Below are 6,081 nucleotides of genomic sequence, written 5' to 3' on the forward strand. Positions count from 1 at the left end.
CTGGTGCAGGCGGTGGCGCGACGGTCGTCCTACCTGGCTTTGCTCGAGGAGCAGCCGGCCGCGCGACGGCGGCTGGTCGCGGTGTTCGCACGCAGCGCGTTCCTGGCCGAAAGGATCATCGGCCAGCCGCTGTTGCTGGACGACGTACTTGATCCGCGCATCGACCAGTTGCCGCTCAAGCGCGCCGACGTCGCGGCAGAGATCAGCCGTGCGCTGTCGGCACTGGACGACCGCGACGCCGAAGGCGAGCTGGACCGCTTGAACGAATTGCAGTCGAGCATCGGCTTCCGGCTGGGGCTTGCCTTCAGCGATGATCGCGCCGATGCCGCGGCTACTTCGCGGCGCCTTGCCGCGCTCGCCGAGGCGGTGGTCGCCGCCGTGCTGTCGATGGCCGAGCGTGAACTGAAGGCGCAGCACGGTAGCCTGCCCGGCGAAGGTACAGGCTTTGCCGTGCTCGGCTACGGCAGCCTCGGTGGCGCGGAGCTGGGCTTCGCCTCTGACCTTGACCTGGTGTTCGTCTATGACGGCGCGCGGGCTACCGCGCGCAGCGACGGTGCGCGTCCGCTGGACGGCGCGCAGTGGTACCAGCGCCTGGCCCAGCGCATCGTGCACTGGCTGGGTGCGCTTACCCGCGGCGGCAAGCTGTACGAGATCGATACCCGGCTGCGTCCGGACGGCGCGAAGGGCTTGCTGGTGACAAGCGTGGATGCCTTTGCCGGTTACCAGAATGAGCGCGCGTGGACGTGGGAGCATCAGGCGCTGGTGCGCGCGCGTGGTATCGCCGGCGACGCAACCTTGCATGCTCAGTTCGACGCCCTGCGCGAGACCATCTTGCGGCGCCCGCGCGATGGCGCTGTCGTGCGCACCGAAGTGGCCGCCATGCGTTCGCGCTGGCGCCAGGAACGCGACCGCTCGGACACCACACGCATCGACCTGAAGCAGGGTGCCGGAACCCTGCTCGATATCGAATTCCTGTCGCAGGGACTGGTGCTTGCCCATGCAGCCATAGCCGCCACGGTCCAGGCGATACCCAGCAGCACGCCGGCGTTGCTCACCTGGCTGATGGAGGCCGGCGCGCTGGCACCGACGGATGCCGGGCTGCTCGAACGTGCCCACGCACTGTTCCTGTCGCGTGCGCTGGCCTGCACGCTTGACGGGCGCCCCCGGCTTGCCCCCCGCGAGGCGGCACTGGACGAAGCGGCGGCGCAGGTGCTGGAGGTTGCCGCCGGCACCGGGTTCGTCTTCAGCTAGCGACCGGGCCCACGTATTCACGCATGCGCCGGCGTAGTTCCAGGCCGACGCGCTGGGTTTCGCGAAGTGGCGTGAAACTCGAGGGCAGGCGGTCGTCGAGGTCGCCCAGCAGGTTGCGCGAGCGCAAGGTGGCGTGCAGGCGGGCCAGTTTCGCCGGTAGTGGGGCGGTGACCAGCGTGCGTACGGGGCGGCCGGTGGCGCAGGCTTCGGAAAGCATGTTCACCGAGTCGGGTGTCACCACCAGCGAGTCGGCCCAACCCAGGTACCCCGCATAGGGATTCCCGGCGTCATCGCCGCCCGTCCACACATGGCCGGGAAAATCGGCGAGCCCAGCGACCACGGCATCGCGAAAGGCCGCTGGCGTGCGCCGGGAGCTTGAGATCATGAAACTGCCGCCTTCGCGGGCGGCCATGGCGCGCAGGCTTTCCACCAGCTGCCTGGCGTAGGGCGCGCCAAGCTCGACGCCGCGGCGTTCGCCTCCGAGCAGGATCGCCCGCCGCGGTTTGGGAAGGTCGCCCAGGGTAGGGCAGGCTTCCCGTCCCTCGGCCAGCCATGCGTCGTCGATGGGATTGAGCGAGCCGGTCATCTGTATCACGTTGGCGGCTTTCAGCTCGTCGTGCACCGGGGCCACCACGAGATTCCAGTAGCGCGTGTCCATCCGCGGATCGAGGATCTGCACGGTGTAGGTGCGCCGATCGCTGAGCTGCCCGACCAGGCGGGTGAGCATCGCCGAGGCACGCCCGCAGCCGATCACCACGCGTGGCCAGGGCGGGCGGAACTGCGCACGCTGCAGCGGTGGCAAAGCCAGCAGCGAGGCCGGCAGCAGATGGGGCGCGGCCCAGGCCCAGGGGCGGCGAAGTTGCACACGGAAGGGCCGGATGATGAGTCCCGTGGTCTGGGCAAGGGCCATGGCCTGGCGCTCGTTGCCCGCGGCCCCGTCGGTGATGACCCAGCATTCGCCGCCGTGGCTCGTCTTCATCGTGACCGATTGTAGCGTGTGGGACGCCAGTACGTTCATCCAGAGCGGTCGCCGACGGACACCGTTCGCGCATAAACTGGGGATTCGCCCGGAGGTCCGGGCGATATGATCGTCACTGAAGAGGATGCCCATGACGACTCCGCTTTCCGATGCCGCCCTCGACCAGCTTTTCCGTCAGGCGCGTACCTACAACGCGTGGACGGACCGCCCCGTCGACGACACGCTTCTCCACCAGCTTTATGACCTGCTCAAATTCGGACCGACCAGCGCGAACACGTCCCCGATGCGCCTGGTGTTCGTGAAGTCTGCCGAGGCCAAGGCGAAGCTTTCGCCTTTCCTGTCGGAGGCCAACCGAGCCAAGACCATGGAGGCCCCGGTCACCGCCATCGTGGCCGCCGATCACGAATTCTACGAACACCTTCCCAGGCTCTTCCCTCACGCCGATGCGCGCAGTTGGTTCGTCGGCACCCAGTCGCTGATCGACCAGACGGCCTTCCGCAACAGCACGCTGCAAGGCGCCTACCTCATCCTGGCCGCCCGTGCGCTGGGCCTGGACACCGGTCCCATGTCGGGCTTCGACAATGCCGGCGTGGACGCTGCGTTCTTCGCCGGCACGGCGGTAAAGTCCAATTTCCTGGTCAACCTCGGTTACGGCGATGGCAGCCGCAACCTGTTTCCACGCAGCCCCCGGCTCGATTTCGACCAAGCCGCCCGCATCGCCTGACAGTTGCAGTTTGCCCTTTCCACGGAGATAACCCATGCGCAAGATCGCCTACCTGGCCCTGGCCAGCCTGCTCGCCACCGGTACCGCCCTCCATGCGGCCCCGGTTACCTACACGCTCGACCCGGGCCACACCATGGTCCTGTTCAGCTGGAACCATTTCGGCTTCTCCAACCCTACCGCCGATCTCGGCGGCGTGCAGGGCACCCTGGTGTACGACCCGGCTGCCCCGACCAAGGCCACGGTGGATGTCACGTTGCCGCTGTCGGCGCTCGACACCCACGTGCCAGCGCTGGATGAACACCTGAAGAAGCCCGATTTCTTCGACGCGGAGAAGTACCCCACGGTCACCTTCAAGAGCACCAAGGTTGCCGCCGCGGGCAAAGACAAGTTGAAGGTTACCGGTGATCTCACGGTCCACGGCGTGACCAAGCCGGTCACCCTGGATGTCACGGTCAACAAGGTGGGCGACCACCCGATGCTCAAGGCCCCGGCCGTCGGTTTCAACGCCACGGCCACGATCAAGCGCTCCGATTTCGGTGTCGGTGCCTACGTCCCTGCCGTCAGCGACGAAATCAAGATTTCCATCACGACCGAGGGCCTGGAGGCTGCGGCGTACAAGGAAAAGTTCGGCAAGGGCAAGTAAGAGCCAGGCCGCCTTGGCTGGAAAAAGACCCGCGCCTGGCGCGGGTCTTTTTTTTGCCTGTGGGGCACCTCCCCCCTGCTAACATCACCTTTTTGCATCATTAGCCGGAATTGCCCATGGCCAGCCTTATTCCCGCCAACGCCGAAAACCTCTACGAAGTGACCCGCGCGGACCTCCCATTGTCCTGTCCCATGCCCGGGATGGAGTTGTGGAACTCGCACCCCCGCGTCTACCTGCCCATCGTCGACGATGGCGGGCAGTCGAAGTGCTCCTATTGCGGCGCCGTCTACGTGCTGAAGGACTAAGCCGGCCCGGGCGGCACGATCCGTGCTTGCCTTCCGGTACCCCACTCGACCCTTCCCGACGTGCCTAATAACCCACCCGAACGCAAACTGACCGTCATCCAGCTGATCCCGGCCCTGCATGCCGGCGGCGCGGAGCGATCGGTGCTGGAAGTGGGCCGGGCCCTGGTGGCCGCGGGGCACCGGTCGGTGGTGATTTCCGGTGGCGGACGGCTGGTACCGCAGCTGGAGCAGGAGGGCAGCGAACACGTCACCTTGCCGATCGGCCGGAAGTCGGTGTTTTCGTTGCTGCAGGTACCGGCCTTGCGACGCATCCTTACGGCACTGGCCCCAGACATTGTCCACGCGCGCTCGCGCGTGCCGGCCTGGCTGGCCTGGTGGGCGATGCGTGGCATGGGCAAACGGCCCCATTTCATCACCACGGTGCACGGGCTCAATTCACCGGGCCGCTATAGCGCCATCCTTACCCGCGGCGAGCGCGTGATCGTGGTCTCGCAAACCCTGCGCGACTATGTCATGCGCCACTACGCGGGGCTCGATCCCTCGCGCATCGCGGTGATTCCGCGCGGCATCGACACCGACGCCTTCCCCTATGGCTATCGCCCGGAAGAAGCCTGGCGTGAGCATTTCTTCAGCGAATACCCGGAACTGGCCGGCGCGCCGTTACTGACGTTGCCTGGCAGGGGCACGCGCCTGAAGGGGCACGCCGATGCCATCGAACTCCTTGCCGAGCTTGCCACCCGTGGCATCGATGCCCGCCTGCTGCTGCTGGGCGTGATTGAGCCTGGTCGCGAGGCCTATGTGCGTGAACTGCAAGCGCTGGCCGAGCGCCGCGGCGTGGCGAACAAGTTGGTGATGTCGGGCACGCGCGCTGACATCCGCGACATCTACGCCAGTTCCGCCCTCATCCTGCAGCTTTCCAACAAGCCCGAGTCGTTCGGCCGTACGGTGGTCGAGGCGCTCTCGTTGTGTCGGCCCGTGGTGGGTTATGCACACGGTGGCGTAGGCGAGCTGCTGGCCGAGCTTTACCCCGCCGGCCGCGTACCTCTGGGCGACCGCGAGCGCCTGGTAGAGCGCGTGGCCGAATTGCTGCGCCTTGCCCCGGCCATTGCGCCGCTGAAGAGCTACCGGCTCGACGATATGCAGGCGGCCACCCTGGCGCTTTACCGGGAAGTCGCCGCCGCCTGAACACCGCCGGGTCCGTGGGAACTACAATCGGGCGCTTGTTCCCACACCGCGGCCGATGACCGATGAACAAGCTGTCGATCAAGGCCGGCCTGACCTCACCCCTGTTGCCGCTATGGCTGCTGCCGGCTTTGCTGCCGCTTGGTCGAAGCGCGGAGCTTTGTACGGCACTGTGCCTGATCGGCAGCATCATGTTGCTGGTACGCGAGCCCCGGGCGCTGGGTGAGCATGGCGGGGCGAAACTGTTCCTGGCGTTGATGGCCGCCTACGTCGGTGCCGCTCTGTTCTCGGCGTTCGATGCCGTGGCCCCGGGCAAGGCCTGGGGTACCGTGGCGGCGGTGCTGCGTTACCTGCCCATCGGCATCTACGCGTGCTTCGCCATGCGGCGCCCGTCGCGGCTCTTTACGCTATACCGCGCCACGGCGGTGGTCATCCTGGTGTGGGTGCTCGATGCCTGGGTACAGGCCGCCACCGGCTGGAGCCTGGGTGGCCACGCGCAAGCCGAGCGGTTGTCGGGCATCTTCGGCGCAGATAATCTCAAGCTTGGCCCGACGCTTGCGGTGTTGTCGCCCTTCCTGTTGTGGGCGGGCCGCGAGCGCTGGGGCTGGCGCGGGCTGCTGGCGGCTGCCCTGGCGATGCTCGGACCGATCCTGTTGGCTGGATCACGTGCCGCGTGGCTTTGCTATGGCGTGGTGGTGCTCGCCTTTGCCTGGGTCGAGTGCGGTGGCTGGCGGCGTTTCCTTCCCGCGTGCCTTGCCATCGCGGTGGTCGCAGGTTTCGGTGCCGGCATTGCCTGGGAAGTGTCGGCACCGTTCCATGCACGGATGGAACGCACCCTGGAGGCGTTCCGGGGCCACGACGCCAACGTGGACGAGGCCCTTACGGGCCGGTTGTCGATCTGGCGCGCCAGCCTGCATATGGCGGCGGCGCATCCGGTCAATGGCGTGGGCGTGCGCAGCTTCCGTTATGCGTATCCTTCATACGCGCCGGCCAACGA

General features: G+C 67.0%; 7 protein-coding genes. 6 read left to right on the forward strand and 1 reads right to left on the reverse strand.

The features are described from left to right. Positions 1-1,251, forward strand: a 1,251-nt coding sequence (locus tag VK519_RS11735; RefSeq protein ID WP_324349985.1) for a [protein-PII] uridylyltransferase family protein, incomplete at its 5' end; no start/stop codon positions are given. Here the strand turns inward: VK519_RS11735 and VK519_RS11740 are convergent. Continuing rightward, positions 1,244-2,230 carry a mitochondrial fission ELM1 family protein gene (locus tag VK519_RS11740; protein ID WP_324349986.1) on the reverse strand — a complete coding sequence of 329 codons (987 nt, stop codon included), beginning with the start codon at positions 2,228-2,230 and terminating at the stop codon, positions 1,244-1,246. The genes VK519_RS11735 and VK519_RS11740 overlap by 8 nt on opposite strands. A gap of 130 nt (positions 2,231-2,360) precedes the next feature. Here VK519_RS11740 and VK519_RS11745 point away from each other — a divergent pair, with 130 nt between their 5' ends. From VK519_RS11745 to VK519_RS11765, 5 genes are all read left to right on the forward strand, one after another. Beyond that, on the forward strand, positions 2,361-2,954 hold the full coding sequence (locus VK519_RS11745) for a malonic semialdehyde reductase (RefSeq protein ID WP_324349987.1): 594 nt from the start codon (positions 2,361-2,363) through the stop codon (positions 2,952-2,954). 34 nt (positions 2,955-2,988) lie between these two features. Further along, positions 2,989-3,597, forward strand: coding sequence for a YceI family protein (locus VK519_RS11750; RefSeq protein ID WP_324349989.1), 609 nt, complete (start codon positions 2,989-2,991; stop codon positions 3,595-3,597). 116 nt (positions 3,598-3,713) lie between these two features. After that, complete coding sequence (locus VK519_RS11755) at positions 3,714-3,902, forward strand: zinc-finger domain-containing protein (protein ID WP_250624734.1); 189 nt, start codon at positions 3,714-3,716, stop codon at positions 3,900-3,902. Positions 3,903-3,962: 60 nt separating this feature from the next. Further along, on the forward strand, positions 3,963-5,087 hold the full coding sequence (locus VK519_RS11760) for a glycosyltransferase (RefSeq protein ID WP_324349992.1): 1,125 nt from the start codon (positions 3,963-3,965) through the stop codon (positions 5,085-5,087). Between the two features lie 62 nt (positions 5,088-5,149). Further along, a partial coding sequence (locus VK519_RS11765; RefSeq protein WP_324349993.1) for an O-antigen ligase family protein occupies positions 5,150-6,081 on the forward strand: 932 nt, incomplete at its 3' end.

The organism is Pinirhizobacter sp. (assembly GCF_035317885.1).
Classification (GTDB): Bacteria; Pseudomonadota; Gammaproteobacteria; order Xanthomonadales; family Rhodanobacteraceae; genus Pinirhizobacter.

Coding starts and splice junctions, on each gene's coding strand:
- VK519_RS11755 (WP_250624734.1), top strand. CDS start 3,714: ATGGCCAGCCTTATTCCCGCCAACGCCGAAAACCTCTACGAAGTGACC.
- VK519_RS11745 (WP_324349987.1), top strand. CDS start 2,361: ATGACGACTCCGCTTTCCGATGCCGCCCTCGACCAGCTTTTCCGTCAG.
- VK519_RS11750 (WP_324349989.1), top strand. CDS start 2,989: ATGCGCAAGATCGCCTACCTGGCCCTGGCCAGCCTGCTCGCCACCGGT.
- VK519_RS11740 (WP_324349986.1), bottom strand. CDS start 2,230: ATGAAGACGAGCCACGGCGGCGAATGCTGGGTCATCACCGACGGGGCC.